General features: G+C 48.2%; 14 protein-coding genes. All 14 read left to right on the top strand.

Annotated features, from left to right (window positions below; translation table 11 throughout):
- The first annotated feature begins 41 nt into the window (after window positions 1–41).
- The 14 genes from ACNI23_RS02005 (at window position 42) to ahbD (ending at window position 15,893) form a co-directional block, all read left to right on the top strand.
- The gene (locus tag ACNI23_RS02005) at window positions 42–1,244 is read left to right on the top strand and encodes a 1-deoxy-D-xylulose-5-phosphate reductoisomerase (RefSeq protein ID WP_420246405.1); all 1,203 of its coding nucleotides are present in this window, start codon (window positions 42–44) and stop codon (window positions 1,242–1,244) included.
- A gap of 9 nt (window positions 1,245–1,253) precedes the next feature.
- Window positions 1,254–2,321, top strand: coding sequence for an RIP metalloprotease RseP (rseP, locus tag ACNI23_RS02000; RefSeq protein WP_420246404.1), 1,068 nt, complete (start codon window positions 1,254–1,256; stop codon window positions 2,319–2,321).
- Window positions 2,322–3,125, top strand: coding sequence for a tRNA (adenosine(37)-N6)-threonylcarbamoyltransferase complex dimerization subunit type 1 TsaB (gene tsaB / locus ACNI23_RS01995; protein ID WP_420246403.1), 804 nt, complete (start codon window positions 2,322–2,324; stop codon window positions 3,123–3,125).
- A gap of 215 nt (window positions 3,126–3,340) precedes the next feature.
- On the top strand, window positions 3,341–4,213 hold the full coding sequence (locus ACNI23_RS01990; protein ID WP_420246401.1) for a flagellin N-terminal helical domain-containing protein: 873 nt from the start codon (window positions 3,341–3,343) through the stop codon (window positions 4,211–4,213).
- A gap of 205 nt (window positions 4,214–4,418) precedes the next feature.
- The gene (fliD, locus tag ACNI23_RS01985) at window positions 4,419–6,152 is read left to right on the top strand and encodes a flagellar filament capping protein FliD (RefSeq protein WP_420246400.1); all 1,734 of its coding nucleotides are present in this window, start codon (window positions 4,419–4,421) and stop codon (window positions 6,150–6,152) included.
- A gap of 80 nt (window positions 6,153–6,232) precedes the next feature.
- Window positions 6,233–6,775 (top strand): flagellar export chaperone FliS, encoded by a 543-nt coding sequence (gene fliS / locus ACNI23_RS01980; RefSeq protein ID WP_420246399.1) that lies wholly within the window; start codon window positions 6,233–6,235, stop codon window positions 6,773–6,775.
- A gap of 135 nt (window positions 6,776–6,910) precedes the next feature.
- Window positions 6,911–7,996: a glycosyltransferase family 4 protein gene (locus ACNI23_RS01975; RefSeq protein WP_420246398.1), complete on the top strand. Its 1,086-nt coding sequence runs from the start codon at window positions 6,911–6,913 to the stop codon at window positions 7,994–7,996.
- Window positions 7,997–7,999: 3 nt separating this feature from the next.
- Window positions 8,000–9,184 (top strand): glycosyltransferase, encoded by a 1,185-nt coding sequence (locus ACNI23_RS01970; protein WP_420246397.1) that lies wholly within the window; start codon window positions 8,000–8,002, stop codon window positions 9,182–9,184.
- A gap of 87 nt (window positions 9,185–9,271) precedes the next feature.
- The gene (locus ACNI23_RS01965; RefSeq protein ID WP_420246396.1) at window positions 9,272–10,321 is read left to right on the top strand and encodes a zinc-ribbon domain-containing protein; all 1,050 of its coding nucleotides are present in this window, start codon (window positions 9,272–9,274) and stop codon (window positions 10,319–10,321) included.
- A gap of 19 nt (window positions 10,322–10,340) precedes the next feature.
- The gene (locus tag ACNI23_RS01960) at window positions 10,341–10,676 is read left to right on the top strand and encodes a hypothetical protein (protein WP_420246395.1); all 336 of its coding nucleotides are present in this window, start codon (window positions 10,341–10,343) and stop codon (window positions 10,674–10,676) included.
- Between the two features lie 132 nt (window positions 10,677–10,808).
- Window positions 10,809–11,966 carry an OmpA family protein gene (locus ACNI23_RS01955; protein ID WP_420246394.1) on the top strand — a complete coding sequence of 386 codons (1,158 nt, stop codon included), beginning with the start codon at window positions 10,809–10,811 and terminating at the stop codon, window positions 11,964–11,966.
- A 342-nt stretch (window positions 11,967–12,308) separates the two neighbouring features.
- Window positions 12,309–13,493 (top strand): 12,18-didecarboxysiroheme deacetylase, encoded by a 1,185-nt coding sequence (gene ahbC, locus ACNI23_RS01950; RefSeq protein WP_420246393.1) that lies wholly within the window; start codon window positions 12,309–12,311, stop codon window positions 13,491–13,493.
- Between the two features lie 206 nt (window positions 13,494–13,699).
- The gene (gene hemB, locus ACNI23_RS01945) at window positions 13,700–14,683 is read left to right on the top strand and encodes a porphobilinogen synthase (protein WP_420246392.1); all 984 of its coding nucleotides are present in this window, start codon (window positions 13,700–13,702) and stop codon (window positions 14,681–14,683) included.
- Window position 14,684: 1 nt separating this feature from the next.
- Window positions 14,685–15,893, top strand: a complete 1,209-nt coding sequence (gene ahbD / locus ACNI23_RS01940; protein ID WP_420246391.1) for a heme b synthase — start codon at window positions 14,685–14,687, stop codon at window positions 15,891–15,893.
- The last annotated feature ends 4 nt before the right edge of the window (window positions 15,894–15,897 follow it).

The following is a 15,897-nucleotide window of genomic DNA, read 5'->3' as shown; positions in this document are numbered from 1 at the left end:
GGCCTTGACCCAAAGCCCACAAAACAGACGGATATACAGACTTGCAAACATATATTTCTCCATGGCCGGCAAAAGCAACATTACCGGATTTCCCCAGATCAATTTCCATTCTGGGCAGCACCGGCTCCATCGGAACCAGCACCCTTAAAGTAATTGAGCAACACCCGGATCTGTTCAAGGTAACCGCCCTAGCCGGGGCAAGAAATGCAAAACTGCTGGCAGAACAGGCAATTAAACATCGCCCCCAGTACTTAGCTGTACTTAACGATGAAGCTGCTGCTGAACTTAAGAGCCTGCTTCCTGCTGATTATAAACCGGAAATCCTTACCGGACCTTCCGCATATATCACCCTTTCTGAGCTTGAAGAAGTTTCTGTTGTACTCTCCTCTATCGTAGGGGCTGCGGGCTTTGAGCCCACTCTTGCTGCTGCCAAAAAAGGAAAAATGATAGCTCTTGCCAACAAGGAATCCCTTGTACTCGGCGGTCATATCATCCGTGATGAATGCCACCGCACCGGTGCTACCATTCTTCCTGTGGACTCTGAGCATAACGCTCTGTTTCAGGGACTGGCCGGACACGACGGGGAAGAAGTAAGCAGACTGATCCTGACAGCTTCCGGCGGACCGTTCCGTGGCAAATCTAAAAAATTTCTCGAAACAGTAACACGCGAACAGGCTCTGGCCCACCCAAACTGGGATATGGGAGCAAAAATCAGCATTGATTCCGCAACCCTCATGAATAAAGGTCTGGAATTCATTGAAGCCTGCCACCTCTACGGCCTGCCGCCGGAACAGGTGGATGTTGTGGTTCACCCCCAGTCCATAATCCACTCTTTGGTCGAGTATGTGGACGGTTCACAGCTTGGACACCTTGGTGTACCGGACATGCAGATCCCCATTGCTTTCTGTATGTGCTTCCCCCAGCGCGTCCCCTTGAAGCTCAAACCGCTGAACCTCGCAGAAATAGGCACTCTGACCTTTGAAAAACCGGACCTTGAAGTATTTCCCTGCCTGAAACATGCAGCGGATTCTTTTTCAGCCGGACAGAGCCACCCCATTGTCCTCAACGCAGCAAATGAAGTAGCGGTCGACCTTTTCCTGAAAGAAAAGATCCGCTTTCTGGACATTCCGGCCATTATCGGCAAGGCACTGGAAAGCCATGCCGGATGTGATGTAAGCGAAGCTGGAGCAGTCCTTGAACTGGATATCAAAACGAGACGAGATGTGATGGAATCCATCGTCTAAGGAAAATTTATGTCTTGGATAGTTGATTTTATTCTGGTCCTCGGCGGGCTGATTTTTTTTCATGAACTTGGTCATTTCCTTGCAGCCCGAATGCTCGGCATCGGTGTGAAGACATTTTCACTGGGGTTCGGCCCAAGGCTGGCCGGCTTCACATGGGGCGCCACCAACTACCGTCTTTCCCTGATCCCTCTTGGCGGATATGTAAGCCTTGCCGGTGAAGAACGGGACATGACCGAGGACAACGGATTTAATGATAAAGAACTTTTCATGAACCGTCCCCCGTGGCACCGCATGATCGTGGTTGCCGCCGGTCCTTTATTCAACTTTGTCCTTGCATGGGTTATTTTCTGGGGAATCATCATCAGCAACGGGCAGATGGGCCTTGCTCCCACAGTAGGCAAATTACAGCCGGACAGTCCGGCCCTGCATGCTGGGATAGAAGTCGGCGATAACGTCCTTTCTATTCAAGGACATAAGATTATATTTTGGTCCGATCTCGCTGAAACAATCCAGAACAGCCAATCCGACACCCTTGACTTTGTTATTGAAAGAGACGGCAGCACCAAAGAGATTGCAATTAAACCGCAGGTTCAAGAACTTAAGAATATTTTTGGTGAAACCATCCGCAGGCCTGTGGTCGGCATTGTAGCTTCCGGTGATTCCAAAACAATAGAAATGAACGGAATCGACGGTGCTGTAGCTGCAGCAGAGCAAACATGGAACGTCACCAAACTGATCTGCACAAGTATCGTCAAAATGGTTGAACGGGTCGTGCCCATGGATTCCATCGGCGGACCGATCATGATTGCGCAAGCCATCAAACAACAGTCCGAACGCGGCCTGCTGGAACTTCTTCAGTTCACAGCATTCATCAGCATCAACCTCGGTCTGCTCAACCTGTTGCCCATACCGGTACTGGATGGCGGACACTTACTCTTTTTCAGCCTTGAAACCGTAATGCGCCGTCCCTTGAATGAAAAACTTCAGGCTGTAGCAACCAAAATAGGCTTAATTTTCCTGCTCTGCCTCATGGCTTTTGCCATTATCAATGACCTGACCAGAGAAGCATTAAAATAAATGACTTTACCAACAGAAAAAAAAGAACTCCTGCTGGCTATTAACGGCGCGGAGGAAACCTTACAGATAATACTGGCCCGCCGGGAAGAAGAGGAGGAAGCATTCTCCTTACTGGAAGCCAAAAAACTGATTGTGCCGGGACGTTCGGTCAACTTCATGATCCCGTCTGTCCGGGATTCCCTGGAACTCTTTGAATACGAAGCCCGAGACATCACCAGAATTGCCATTACCGCAGGACCGGGAAGCTTCACCGGACTCCGCCTTACCTTTGCTGCAGCTGCAGGTCTTTCCGCCGGAAACGGTTGTCCCGTAGCTGGGCTGGACTACCTGCCGATCCTTGCAAAAGGAGGAGCTTTTGTAAGCGGAATGCCAGTATGGGCGGTCACTCATTCACGGAGAATGCAGGTTTACCTGCAGGGCTTTGAAGCAATTACTGACAATGGTCAGTTGACTGCCATAACCCCTCCACTGCCGGTTGCAGTTCAGGAAGCAGTAGAGGTAATCCTTTCATATAAACAGGAACAGGCTGTTCTTCTCGGCAGCGGGCTGACTAAAAACAAAGCTTTCTTTGAAGAGTTTCTGGTTCAGCATTCCCAGTATTCAGCCTTGCCGAAAAGGTTCAACGTTCCTTCGGATCTGGATATAATTGAAGCAGCGGCACAAGCCGAATATTCAGACACAATGCCGATGCCCATGTATTTACGCGGTTCAGATGCAGAAGAGAATCTTGAAGCCATAACCAGCAAACGGGGAATCTCCCTTGAAATGGCAAAGGAACGGCTCAAGAACATAACGCCCCGTTAATTAATTTTTATAAAATTTAATATTCAGCAAAGGGATCTCCATAAACGGAGGTCCCTTTTTTTATTCAAAAAACAAAAAAATCATCCAAACCCTAAAGTAATCTATGTTTCAGACGATCAGGTAGGCACGAAGGACCAGTATGGCTTTGTGAACCTTTCGTTCCAAGGCAATGTTTTTGGCAAGGAAGCCAAAGATCACTTTTCAAGGAGGAAAACATGTCTTTAGTAATTAACCACAACTTGATGGCAATGAATGCCTCGCGCAACTTGCAGGAATCATATGGTAACCTCGGTGTATCAACCCGTCGCCTGTCTTCAGGTCTTCGCGTTGGAACCGCGGCTGACGATGCTGCAGGCCTCGCAATTCGCGAACTCATGCGTGCTGACATTAAGTCACTCAACCAGGGTATCCGTAACGCCAACGATGCAATTTCAATGATCCAGACCGCTGACGGCGCTCTCGGTGTTATTGATGAAAAGCTCATTCGTATGAAGGAGCTTGCAACTCAGGCCGCAACCGGTACCTACAACTCTGACCAGCGTCTGATCATCGACTCCGAATATCAGGCCATGGCTTCAGAAATTACCCGTATTGCGAATGCAACTGACTTCAACGGCATTCACCTGCTTAATGGTAACGTATCCGGTACTCACAGCGGAGCTGGCTTAAAGTCTACTGGTAAGATCAAGGTTCACTTTGGTACCGCCAACGACTCCGCCGAAGACTACTATTATGTTGCCATCGGCACCTCCACAGCATCAGCACTTGGTGTTGGGCTTGCGGCTAACAACTCAATTTCTACCCAGGCTCTGGCGCAGCAGTCTTTGGATAAGCTGAATAATGCTATTATCTCCAAGGATAAGATCCGCGCTAACCTCGGTGCTCTCCAGAATAGACTGGAAAACACCATTACCAACCTGTCTATCCAGGCAGAAAACGTTCAGGCTGCGGAATCCCGCATCTCCGACGTTGACGTTGCAACTGAAATGACTGAGTTCACCCGTAACCAGATCCTGACCCAGTCCGCAGTGGCTATGCTCTCGCAGGCTAACAGCATGCCCAGAATGGCAATGCAGCTTATCGGTTAATAAACCGGCGCAGCATAAAACATTCTGACCAAGTCAGACTTAAGAGGAAAGCCGGGCCCGGTCCAACCGGCCCGGCTTTCAGCTTAGCAGGGACTAAACACTTCAGAACCATTAACATAACTTAAACAATCGTTAATATTTGGCATCCTGATTGCATCGGATGAGGTGAGAATAGAACCAGGGAAAAAAATTCCCGGAGATTATTATGTCAGATTACACCTCAGGAAATATCAACTTTACCGGACTCGGGTCCGGAACCGACTTCCAGTCTCTTATTGACGGGCTGATCAAGCTTGAACGAGTTCATATTAATAGACTTGAAAGCTGGAAAAGCTCATGGAGCGATAAAGTTGAAAAATTTCAGGAACTGAACACCGCTCTCCTCGGCCTGCAAACTACGCTCAAGTCCATGGATACTCTTGATGAGTTCATGAGCAAGACCGTAACCACTTCAGATTCCGGGACCCTCACCGCCACAGCTTCTGCTGAAGCTCTGGTTTCTTCCCATGCGATTGAAATCGACCAGCTTGCCGCAAACGATATTCACGTTACAGATTCAGGTGTTTCAAGCCTGACAGAATCAATTTTCAGCTCCACAGGTGAGTTCACATTTACTTATGGTTCCGAAACCATCACCCTGAGCAACATCAGCGCGGGAACATCTCTTCAGGGCTTCGTAAACCTGATCAACTCCCATGTTGACTCCAGAGAGAAAATCAGGGCGACGACAATTAACGACGGAACCAGCTACCACCTGCAAATTTACGGCCTTGATCTCGGGGCAGACAATCAGGTGAGCATCGACAACACTGTGGGGATGGTTTTCAGTAAAAACGATTTTGACGAAACACAAAATGCTGTAAATTCGCAGATCAAAGTTGACGGCTATCCCCCTGCACCAGGCGACTGGATAGAACGCGATACCAACACCGTCAGTGACGTTATCGACGGGGTAACCCTTAACCTGAAAAATACCAACGCAGCAGGGCAGACCACCGCTATCGGCATTGTTACCGATAATGAGGGCATGAAGGAAAATGTCCAGAAATTTGTCGATCAAAACAATGAAATCCGACAAATGATTAAAGACCTGACCTCGGTAACAACATCCTCGGATTCGGCAAAGGGTTCGATCCTAACAGGTAACTACGGGGTTGAACTACTAGTCGGACAGCGGATGAAAGACATTATAGCCAGCAAGGGTATCGGCTTCAGCTGGTATGAAGAACTCTCCAATGGCGATTTTACCGGCGACCGCTATTCCGCACTGTCTCAGCTCGGGATCATGACCAACGCTGATAGCGGCGGTGCCAACATGGGATTACTGGAACTTGATACTGAAAAGCTTAATGAAGCTCTGGATGCTGATCCTATGGCTGTGGCAATGCTCTTTGCCGCCAACTATGAAGGTGTCAGTGACTCCCCCAATGTTCAGTATGTTTCGCACATTAACGGTACAACTAAAGCCGGTGACTATAACGTGCAATACGAAGTCTCCGGCGGTCAGATAATTTCCGCAACAATTAACGGCCAAACAGCTGCAATCGATGCCGCCAACTGGCAGATTACCGGTGCCGGCGGTACTGATGCTGCAGGTATGGCTATCCGCGTAGAAAACCGAGCTGACGGAGTTTACGGTAACTCCAATAGTGACGCTTCCGACGCTATTAATGTCCACCTCAAACTTGGCAAGACAGGCGAGATGGTTGAAGCCCTTGAAGATATGACCGGTGATAGCGGTCCTCTTGAAATTCTTCAGGACAACTACGATACCATCATGCGGAATATTGATAAGAAAATCGAATCTGAAGAAGACCGAATTGCACTTAAAAAGCGTATGCTTACAGAAAAATACGCAAGACTCGATGCCTTGCTTGGTAACTATCAGGGTAAATCGGCTCAGCTGACTGCCAGTGTGACCCAGCTGATGAAGAGCTAGCTTAAATCCAAAATAAATTTAAAAACAGCCTAAGGTTTTCTGGAAAGCTTGCCGATCAGTAAGTCAGGAGGAGCAAATATATGCACAAAGCCGCTCAAGCATACCTTTCAACTCAGGTCCATACCACTTCCAAGGGTGAACTTCTCATCATGCTTTATGATGCTGCAATCAAATTCATGAAGCAGGCCAAAGTGAAGATCAACGAGAAAGACTATGCTGCGAAAGGAATTCTTATTTCCAAAGCCATTGAAGTTATTTCTGAGCTCACCGCCAGCCTGAATAAGGAAAAAGGCGGAGAACTCGCAGAAAACCTCAGCAAGCTCTATATTTATTGCAATACCAGACTGCTGCAGGCCAACCTGAAAATGGATACGGAAAAACTTGATGAAGTCATCAGGATTATTGACGGCATTGCTTCCGCGTACCGGGAAATTATCCCCACAGAAGAAGCTCAGGCTGCAGTTCCCCTGCAGACAACTGCAACTGCAAACAGTGGCTCTACCAATGTGAACCGCAGTTTTGTAAACGATGCAGGCTACGGAATGCCCAAAACACAGAACATCCCCGCCCCCAACGCCCTGCGCTTGAAAAAAGCAGCAAACGCGTACGGAAGCGGAGCATAACAAATTAACTGTCATTTGCTCCGGCTAATTTGATAAGACAAGCCCCTGCCTAGGCAGGGGCTTTTTTATGAATTAAAGCAAGATAGGAAAGCACACTCTTTACTTAGCACCGTGTATCTGTCATCTATTTCTATCATGGAAGAAAACAGAATCAGGGTACTTCAGGTCTCCCCCTCTCTGGGCTTGGGAGGCACTGAAAAGGTCATGCAATCATTTGCAATCAATCTGGACAGGAAAATTTTTCACACTGCGATCTACTCTCCAGCAAACGGGCCACGGGCAAAACTTATCCGAGAGCAGGGAATAGAAACCTTTGTGGGAACAGATCTGCTCTCCGTCTTAGATAAATTCCAGCCACAAGTAGTCCATATCCATCGTGCAGGATGGGCCGAACCGGGCACACTGCGCCCATTCAAATTAGCCAAAACACCTGTTTTGGTTGAAACAAATGTATTCGGACATCATGACCCGAGCCCCGAAGGGCAACTAATTGACCGACACCTCTTCGTTTCCCAATTCTGCGCAAAACGATATGCGGCAGTTAATTCCATTCCTACGGTGGAACCGAAGTACTCCGTCCTATATAATCCCGTTGATACAGATTTTTTTCTGGAAAGGTGCCCGCGCGAACGGGAAATACCTGCAGATTCATTCGGAAGAATTTCCCGTGCAGACAAAGGTAAATGGTCGACACTTGCGCTGGATTTTCTTCCTATCCTAAAAGAACAGGTAAAAAATCAGCTGCTGCCTCCATTCCAATACCGGATCATCGGTGGAATACCGGAAGCAGAAAAGTATGTCGCAGATCACAATCTGGAAAATTTTGTTAATTTCCTTCCGCCGGTACTGACTGACAACGAGATTGCCGAATTCCTTAATTCCATCAGCTTTCTGGTCCATGCCAACGACACTGGCGAGTCTTTCGGATTGGTAATTGCCGAAGCAATGGCTGCCGGACTTCCTGTAATAACCCATCCCAGTAAAGAGATGCGGGATAACGCGCAATTGGAACTTGTGGATCATGGAAAAACCGGTTTCGTTGCCCATAATGCACAGGAGTTTGCGCAAAGCATCCGCTTTTTGTTAACCAATCCACAGGAAGCACGTATAATGGGTGAAAACGGACGTGCAAAAGCTTCAAAACTCTTCCGGGCACAAGACATCGCCTTTAAACTGGGCAATATTTATCTGGACCTGCTCAAACTAAAAAAAGCCATTTAAGCCATGACTCACATCTTCGATTTATACTCGGAACAAATTTTAACCTACAAGCTTTCAGGTCAGACACCGGAAGAACTGAAAGACATTTCGGCATCTCCTGAGGAAACAGCCCAAAAGCACCTGCATTTCGCATCGCGACGCAATGCCGGGACCATCATTCTTTTTGGCGCTGGAGATGGTTTGTTGGGAAAAGCTCTGGCGGAAAACAAAAAGGCTGAACAAGAACTATTGATCTGCGATCTGTATCCTGAGCATATTCGAAATCTGAGACAAAACGAGCTTAATCAATCTCACGAAGACTGTACTGTGCTGACAGATTCATCAATCTGGGCCATGCTTTTGTTGCTGATCCAAAATGGCTATTCCGCTGCAAGTTCACACCTGATCCTCAATCCCGCGCTGGAAGGCAAAAGCAAAAACAAACATCAAAACTTGCAAAAAATTTTTTCCAGCTGCAGAAATATTAATTGCCCGACGCAGTATTCAACTAGCAGAATTTCTGCAGCAGCAATCCTCAGCCCGGATGAACCTGAACTCGAAGATTTCATCAAAAGTTTTCCTGACTGGATTGCTGAAATTGTTTTGGTCTGGGATTGTGCTGAGTCAGCCACTGCCCCGGACCTTCAAAAATTTCACCGGGCAGAAATTATCAATATATGTCACCCTCTTGATGCTGACTTTTCAACACAACGTAACCGAATGATTGCAAATTGTTCCGGCGAATGGATCATTTACCTTGACGCTGATGAAAGGTTGCGCCCAGAAAATTGGGATGACATAAGATTGATGACTTCATGTGAGAAGTGTAACGGATGGTATCTCCCGCGGATGACATTTTATCCCGACCAGAATCATTGCCGTATCGGCTACGGACTCTGGCCGGACCTACAGCTAAGGCTTTTTAAAAACAATTGTAATCTTAGATTTGTTAATAAGATTCACGAGCAATTAACCGGATTAGAGGGTGCATCTGGAATCCTACCGGACACCCCGATTCAACATTTGACTCATCTTTTAAAAAGCAGAAAAAAAATTGAATCCAAACTGGAAAAATTCAACAATTTGAGCGAAGGTCATTTCAGCCATCGACTGGGCAAAGAATTCCCTAATATTGCAAAGGAATTGCTTAGCCCCCGAAAAGACAGGAAAGTCGGTCCATTGCTTCTTCCGGACATTCGTATGTCATAATGTTCATGCACAATTGGCATTGCCTAACAGTATAAAATTTATTAGGTCTGACCGAAATATTCCGACAAACAGCTTCAAGGATTTAATATGAAAGTTACTTGTCCCGAGTGCGATTTCAGCAGTGAAATTCCGGAAGATAAGATTCCGGCAACTGCCCAGCTTGCCACCTGTCCAAAATGTCAGGCCAAGTTCAAATTCAGAGATTTTGAAGAGGAAAGCGACCCGGTTCCGGGATTAGCTCCAGAAGATACAAACCTTCCAGCCCCTGAAGAAGACGGTTATCAGGATGCTGCTGCCTATGCTCAACAACATGCACAGGAACAGCAACCCGAAGGCTATGGCGAAGAACAGCCTCAGCCTTATGATGAGCAATTCAACCAGCAGCCTGAAGCAACCCGCGAGGAACAGATTCAGGAAGATAAATCAGATATCTGGCAGCGTCTTGACTCAATGAAACCGGAAGTAGACCTTCATGAGGAAGAGCACGGCTACGAAACTGAAAGTTATGCTGAAGAGAACGAAGTTCCGTTTGAAAATCTGGAAAAATACGGTTTTTTTCCCGGTCTTTTTCTGACCATCAAAAAGATAATCCTTTCCCCGGCTGCTTTCTTTAAGGATATGCCGCTGAAGGGTTTCCTGATGCCCCTGTTCTTTTTTGTCATTCTGGCTGAATTTCAGGAGATCTGTAATTTTGTCTGGGCTATGACCGGGGTGGACACTTCAATGGGTGCCGATGTCGGCAGAATTATGAACGACTCCATGATCGCAGATTCTCTGCAGGATGGAACAGGCCCGGCTCTCTTTTCCCTGCTGCTTTACCCGCTCATGCTGGCTGGGATCAGCTTTCCGCTTATCGGCATGACCCACATCCTGCTCATGATATTCGGAGCGGGAGATCGCGGTTATCAAGCCACTTTCAGAGCTACCACATACTCATATGCCCCGATCATCCTCTGTATTGTCCCCATTGTGGGTGATATGATCGGCGCGCTGATAAGTGTGGCTATCTCTATTATTGCCTACAAAAACATCCATAATACGACATACATGCGAGTTGTTCTTTCAATGGTGATGCCTATTGTGTTACTGTTGGTCATTCTGGGCTTCTACATGCAGTTCAACCAGCCCACAATCTAGCAGTATCCGAGGATAATTTATGTTTGGATGGATCAAAGGAAAAGTTGCCAACGCCAAGGAGCGCGTCCGCATTGCCAAGGAAATTAATCCTAAAAGCTTTAGAAATATGGCCAGAGAGATTTCCGAACTAGCAGATGCATGTTCTCAAGTCTGTTCGCCCCAGAGCGAAATGCTGCAAAAAGTTGAGAGAATTAAAGGCGAAATGGAACAACTTACCGAACTTACCCGCCAACCGGAGTTCAAAAAACTCTCCGTGCAGCGCCGAATGGAACTACGCGAAAGCATGATCCAATCCAAGGAACAAATCCTTGATTCCATGCAAGCAGCACCCTCTCCGACCAAATTGATGCAATAAATTTAAAAAGGTTCTTCGAAAGAAGAACCTTTTTTATTACTCAGAATCATACGGCACAAATATTGCTTTTATTCTAGCAACTATTTTATGGTCAAATTTCAGACACTATTAAACCCAATCCCGGTTGCCGATATGAAAAAATATTTGCTGATCCTTTTGCTGGCTTTATCCGCCTGCACCCATTTTGAACCGCAAATCGCCACTCAGTCCGTTTACTATCAGGATGCCGAGGTATCGCTCTCGCAGTTGATGGTCTACTCAAGGCCGGAAAAGCCGCACTACGGGCCGCTTTCCGCTCTTTTCTATCCTTTCCACGTAACCCAGACCATGTACAAAGGAAGCGACTGGGGACAACGGGTTGCAAAAGGTATCTGGCAGAACTGGACAGGTCTGCAGGTTTTTCCATCCATGGTCTACGACGATAATCTGACCTACCGGGGCTTGGATGAAGCCATGTTCACCGCCCGTTCGCGCGGCTACGACCTGCTGGTAGTAGGATTCGTTCCCTATCTCTATCTGGGCCATACTGTGGACGACTCCGCTGTATCAGTTCAGATTAAAATTTACGAAACAAAACGCGGACAACTGGTCTGTTCCTTTGAACAAAGCGGACGCATTGAGAAAAAAATGGATGACGATTTTATATTCGTAAAGCGGGAACACCGCATGCCGGACTCTGCTTTCTATAAAATCATACAAGCTATTGCCTCAGACATGGCTGTGCCACTGACCTCATGGGCCCGATACGAAAACACCAACCAAGGCATGGTCGCAGGACTTATGCCCAATATGGTGCAGATGCAAGCTCCGCCACAGAGCAAAAACTCCAGACCTCAAGGCACATCAACTCAGCAGAATCAGCCTGTTGCAAAACCTGTAAATCCCAAAGCAACACCTGCACCTGTGCAGTCCGAAACTCAAGCACCTAAAGAGCAACCCAAACCGCGCTCAATCAACCTTGCTGTGCAATTTGATGTGGATTCATCCAAGATAAAGCCTGAATCATATTCACTGCTGAATGAACTTGGTAAAGCCCTTATCAGCGACCGCCTCAAAAATAAGCGAGTTGTAATTGGCGGGCACACGGATTCTGATGCTTCCCCAGAATACAACATTAAGTTGAGTAAGGAACGTGCTGAATCAGTCAAAAAATACCTGACCGATAATTTTCCCATTGCGCCGCAGCGCATCGGTACAACCGGTTTTGGGGAATCCAATCCGCTGGTTCCCAATACAACTAAATACAACAAGCTTCTGAACAGACGGGTACAGGTATCTATCGCACCATAACAAAGTTCAGATAAATCAAATCAGCAAATTAAACCTCCTCGCTTCGATTGCACACCGAACGAGGAGGTTTTTCATTGTTTATAATATTTAGTTGATAATTGATTTCAATTATTTATTCATATTTTTCAGTATCTTAAATTACGCAACTTAAGCTCCTATTTTGCCCTTTTCCCCCGCTTACATTTGTGTTACTCCAAAACTCGCTCTCTCATTACGCATAACCGATTGATTTTCCCGGTTGACGGATCGCAAACAGTAATTATTATTACTTCCAGAACACGGGGAGACATCGTTAAAACTGATAGCCTGGCGCCATCTCAGCAGCTAGGGAGGAATTTATAAATGATTGGTATTTCTAAACTTTACTGTGGTGCAGTAGAATCTTCCGATGCCCTGCGCTACGGTCGTGAGTCTGGCAAACTGCCTTCTCACCTTCTGCAGTTTTCCAAAGATAAAAAACCCGTTGTAGTCTGGAACATGACCAGACGCTGCAACCTTAAGTGTGTTCACTGCTACGCACAGGCTGTTGATCCTGACGGAAAAGACGAAATTTCCACTTCAAAAGCAAAAGAGATCATCGATGATCTCGCAGCATTCGGCGCCCCGGTAATGCTCTTCTCCGGCGGAGAACCTCTGGTACGTAAAGACCTCGTTGAGCTGGCAAGCTACGCAACCGGCAAAGGCATGCGTGCAGTTATTTCCACTAACGGAACCCTGATCACCAAAGAAAAAGCCCGTGAACTCAAAGACGTTGGTCTCTCCTACGTTGGTATCTCCCTTGACGGTACCGAAGAAACCCACGACAAATTCCGCGGCGTTCCCGGTTCTTACAAGAAAGCTATCGAAGGTGTTGAAAACTGTAAGGCTGAAGGCCTGAAAGTCGGTCTGCGCTTCACCATCAACAAGCGTAACTGGACTGAAGTTCCTTCCATCTTCAAAGTTCTCCGTGAACTCGAAGTTCCCAGAGCATGTTTCTACCATCTGGTATACTCCGGCCGTGGTTCTGAACTCATCAAAGAGGATCTGAGCCACGCTGAAACCCGCCAGTTGCTTGACCTGATCATGGACGAGACCAAAGCTCTCTATGACGCAGGCATGCCTAAAGAAATCCTCACCGTTGATAACCATGCTGACGGTGTATACGTATACCAGCGCCTGCTGAAAGAAGATCCCGAGCGCGCCAAGGAAGTCCTTGAACTGCTGCAGTTCAACGAAGGCAACAACTCCGGCCGCGGTATCGGTTGTATCTCCTGGGACGGTCAGGTTCACGCTGACCAGTTCTGGCGTAACCATACCTTCGGTAACGTTCTGGAACGTCCTTTCTCCGAAATCTGGATGGACGAGAACATCGAACTGCTTCACAAGCTCAAAGACAAGAAACAGCACGTCGGTGGACGCTGCGCAACCTGTCGTTACCTGAACATCTGTGCCGGTAACTTCCGTGCCCGCGCCGAAGCATACTACGACGACATCTGGGCTCAGGACCCCGCTTGTTACCTCACCGACGAGGAAATCAAGAAGGACTAGGCCCGCTGTTTTGAAAAACGTTTCAAGACGGTCGTCCTGTCGACGATAGATATTATTGAATCCCGGCGGGCCTACAGGTCTGCCGGGATTTTATTTATAACAAACATTTTATCGCTAATAAGGCGAAGCCCTAGTAAAAGTTTTTGGGATTCTTAAACCTTTTTTCAAAATGGGTTTAAGCCCCCGGAGGGCCGCCGGAGGCATTTATGGTATTCGACTTCCATCGGGGACGCAGACTCAGACGAACTCCCGTTATTCGTGATCTGATCAGGGAAACCACACTTTCCGCCAATGATCTTATGATGCCCTACTTCGTCTATGAAACAGACGATGAAAATTTCAAGAAAGAAGTTTCCTCCATGCCCGGTCAGTTTCAGCTCAGCCTGAAACAGCTGGAAATCAAAGTAGAGGAAGCAGTTGCAAACGGCCTCAAAAGCCTGATCCTCTTCGGCATTCCCGCCGAGAAGGACCCCGCAGGCACTCAAGCCTACGCCGATGACGGCATTGTGCAGCAGGCCGTGCGCCTGCTGAAAAAACGCTGGCCCGAACTGCTGGTCTGCACTGACGTGTGTTTGTGTGAATTCACATCCCACGGACACTGCGGACTGGTTAAGGATGAGATCATCCTCAACGATGCGACCCTCGAACTGCTGGCTAAAACTGCCCTCTCTCACGCCAAAGCAGGCGCAGACATGGTTGCCCCATCAGATATGATGGACGGGCGCGTTGCCGCTATCCGCGAGATTCTGGACGAAAACGGTTTTGCAGAACTACCGCTCATGTCTTATGCGGTAAAATACGCATCCGCTTACTACGGTCCTTTCCGCGAAGCAGCTGAAGGCGCACCCCAGTTCGGTGACCGCAAAACCTACCAGATGGACCCGGCCAACGCCCGCGAAGGTCTGCGCGAAGCAGCAGCGGACGTTATCGAAGGTGCAGACATTCTTATGGTCAAACCTGCCGGACCTTACATGGACATCATCCGTCAGACCCGCGACAACTTCGATCTGCCAGTTGCCGCTTATCAGGTCAGCGGCGAATATTCCCTGATCAAGGCTGCAGCTTTGAACGGTTGGGTTGATGAAGAATCCGTAGTTTGGGAATCCCTCATCGGGCTCAAACGCGCCGGAGCGGACCTGATCCTGACTTACTTCACTGAAGACGTACTCAAAAGACTGAAAGAGAAATAATATGAGCGATAAAAAAATGACAGGCGGACACCCCGGAGGTCATCCGGGTGGTGGACATCCGGGCGGTCATCCCGGCGGTAAACCGGGTCACCCCGGTGGCGGACATCCCGGTGGTCATCCGGGCGTACATCCCATTCCCCAGAAAAACGCTGACGGTTCTCCTCCGCTGCGTTTGATTGCATGGGAAATTACCCGTTCCTGCAACCTTGCCTGCAAGCACTGTAGGGCTGAAGCGCACCCCGAGCCTTATCCGGGAGAACTTTCCACCGAGGAAGCAAAAGCGCTTATCGATACCTTTCCCGAAACAGGAGACCCGATCATCATCTTCACCGGCGGCGAACCGCTGCTGCGCCACGATGTTTTCGAGCTGGTATCCTACGCCAACGACAAAGGTCTGCGTTGCGTAATGGCTCCAAACGGAACCCTGCTTACCGCAGAGAATTCCGTTAAACTCAAAGAAGTTGGTATCCAGCGTTGCTCCATCTCCATTGATGCTGCTGAAGCTAAATACCATGATGATTTTCGCGGCGAAGTGGGGGCATTCGATCAGGCCATGAAAGGTATTCAGTACCTGAAAGATGCCGGAATCGAATTCCAGATCAACACCACCGTGACCCGCAACAACCTGCACATGTTCAAGGATATCTTCACGCTCGCCAAAGATCTCGGAGCATCCGCGTGGCATATCTTCCTGCTGGTACCCACCGGCCGTGCAGCAGAGCTGGGTGCGGAAGTTATTTCCGCGGAAGAGTACGAAGAAGTTCTCAACTGGTTCTACGATTTCCAGAAGACCACCGACATGCAGCTCAAAGCGACCTGCGCACCGCACTACCACCGCATCCTGCGTCAGCGTGCGAAGGAAGAAGGTATTCCGGTCAACTTTGAAAACTTCGGCCTTGATGCTGTGAGCCGCGGTTGCCTTGGCGGTGTAGGATTCTGTTTTATTTCCCACCGTGGACAGGTTCAGCCCTGCGGATACCTTGATCTCGACTGTGGTAATGTGCGCGAGATTCCCTTCCCGGAAATCTGGGCCAAATCACCGCAGTTTCTTAACCTGCGCAACCCCGACACCTACGACGGAAAGTGCGGTCACTGTGAATACGAAAAAGTGTGCGGCGGTTGCCGTGCGCGCGCCCAGACCATGGAAGGCAACTATCTTGGACCGGAACCGCTTTGTTCCTACGAGCCCAAAAAGAAGCCTAAAAAATAGAAAG

The sequence above is a fragment of the Maridesulfovibrio pacificus (SeqCode) genome (genome assembly GCF_048612815.1).
GTDB classification, from domain to species: Bacteria; Desulfobacterota; Desulfovibrionia; order Desulfovibrionales; family Desulfovibrionaceae; genus Maridesulfovibrio; species Maridesulfovibrio pacificus.
The sequence above is the reverse complement of the archived record's forward strand: the minus strand, read 5'-3'. Positions and strand labels throughout refer to the sequence as shown.